The organism is Nguyenibacter vanlangensis (assembly GCF_013376155.1).
Lineage (GTDB): Bacteria > Pseudomonadota > Alphaproteobacteria > Acetobacterales > Acetobacteraceae > Gluconacetobacter > Gluconacetobacter vanlangensis.
On sequence record NZ_JABXXP010000499.1, the window covers coordinates 1 to 2,099 of the forward strand.

Annotated in this window: 1 protein-coding gene; it reads right to left on the bottom strand. The window is 66.7% G+C overall.

Annotated elements, in window-relative coordinates; genetic code table 11:
• Nucleotides 1–140: 140 nt before the first annotated feature.
• Nucleotides 141–1,826 (bottom strand): urocanate hydratase, encoded by a 1,686-nt coding sequence (gene hutU, locus HUK84_RS15815; protein ID WP_176641138.1) that lies wholly within the window; start codon nt 1,824–1,826, stop codon nt 141–143.
• Between the last annotated feature and the right edge of the window lie 273 nt (nt 1,827–2,099).

Here is a 2,099-nt window from a genome sequence, read left to right on the forward strand (position 1 = left end):
CCTCGGCCAGCGCGGCGATCGTGTCCTCGCCCAATGCGACGCGCAGCCCGCCGGCCACGAAGCGCCGCAGCACGGCCAGGTCGAGACCGCCGGGGCGCAGGACAAGCAGATCCGTCATCGTGTTCCTTATCCCCTGTTCATCAATCCCTGGTGACCATCGGCAGATCGAGCCCGTTGGCCCGGGCGCAGGCCATTGCCGTGTCGTAGCCGGCGTCGGCGTGGCGCATCACGCCCGTGGCGGGATCGTTCCACAGCACGCGTTCGAGGCGCCGCGCCGCCTCGGCCGTGCCGTCGGCGACGACGACCATGCCCGCATGCTGCGAAAAGCCCATGCCCACGCCGCCGCCATGATGCAGGGACACCCAGGTCGCGCCGGAGGCCGTATTGAGCAGCGCGTTCAGCAGCGGCCAGTCGGAGACGGCATCGGACCCGTCGCGCATGCTTTCGGTCTCGCGGTTCGGGCTGGCGACCGAGCCGGAATCGAGATGATCGCGCCCGATGACGATCGGCGCCTTCAATTCGCCCTTCGCCACCATGTCGTTGAATGCCAGGCCCAGCCTGTGACGATCGCCCAGCCCGACCCAGCAGATCCGCGCGGGCAGGCCCTGGAAGCGGATCTTCTGCCGCGCCATGTCCAGCCAGGCATGCAGGTGCCTGTCGTCGGGCAGCAATTCCTTCACCTTCTGGTCGGTGCGGTAGATGTCCTCCGCCTCGCCGGACAGCGCCGCCCAGCGGAACGGACCCACGCCACGGCAGAATAGCGGGCGGATATAGGCCGGCACGAAACCGGGGAACGCGAAGGCGTCCGCATATCCTGCCTCGGACGCCATCTGGCGGATATTGTTGCCGTAATCGAAGGTCGGCACCCCCATGCGGTGGAAGGCGACCATGGCCTCGACCTGCCGGCGCATCGACGCCTTCGCCGCCTGCTCGACGGCGGCCGGATCGGCGATCCGCATCCTTTCGGCCTGGTCCAGCGTCCAGCCCGCCGGCAGATAGCCGTTGAGCGGATCGTGCGCCGAGGTCTGGTCGGTCACCGCGTCCGGGCGGATGCCGCGCCGGACGAGTTCGGGGAAGATGTCGGCCGCGTTGCCGAGCAGGCCGACGGAAACCGGCTTTCTGTCCCGGCACGCCGCCGCGATGATGTCCAGCGCCGCGTCGAGACTGTCCGCCCGCCGATCGAGATAGCCGGTCCGCAGGCGTTTCTCGATGCGCGAGGGCGCGCATTCGACGGCCAGCATGGACGCGCCGGCCATCACGGCGGCCAGGGGCTGCGCGCCGCTCATCCCGCCCAGGCCGCCCGTCAGGATCCAGCGCCCGGCCAGGTCGCCGCCATAGGACTGGCGCGCCATTTCGACGAACGTCTCGTACGTGCCCTGCACGATGCCCTGGCTGCCGATATAGATCCACGATCCGGCCGTCATCTGGCCGTACATCATGAGCCCGGCCCGATCGAGTTCGTTGAACGTGTCCCATGTCGCCCAGTGCGGCACCAGGTTGGAATTGGCGATCAGGACGCGGGGGGCGTCTTCGTGCGTGCGGAAGACGCCCACCGGCTTGCCGGACTGAACCAGCAGCGTCTGGTCGGCTTCCAGCGTCTTCAGGCTTTCGACGATGCGGTCGTAACAGTCCCAGTCGCGGGCGGCGCGCCCGATGCCGCCATAGACGACCAGCTCGGACGGTTTTTCGGCCACGTCGGGATCGAGATTGTTCATCAGCATCCGCATCGCCGCCTCGGCCTGCCAGGATTTGGCGGAAAGTTGAGTGCCGCGGGGCGCGCGGACGACGCGGCTGTTCGAAAGGCGGGAGACGGTCGGACGCGTCATGGCATCACCTTGCGCAAGCTTGTATATACATTGCTTTGGCCCGCGGCCGGGAGCCTGTCAATGTGGAATCGGCCGGCGCGGGAGCGAAACGACCGGACAGGCTATGAGGATCGGCTAGTGTCCTGCCCGAGAAATTCTTATGAGAATTTCTCGGGCAGGACACTAGGGTCTGTGGGGATTTGGGATTCCTATTTTAGCGGAGATGTGATTCACCCACTGGATGGATCGCTTAGTACTGACCGATGCCCAATGGGCGAAGATAGAACCGCATTG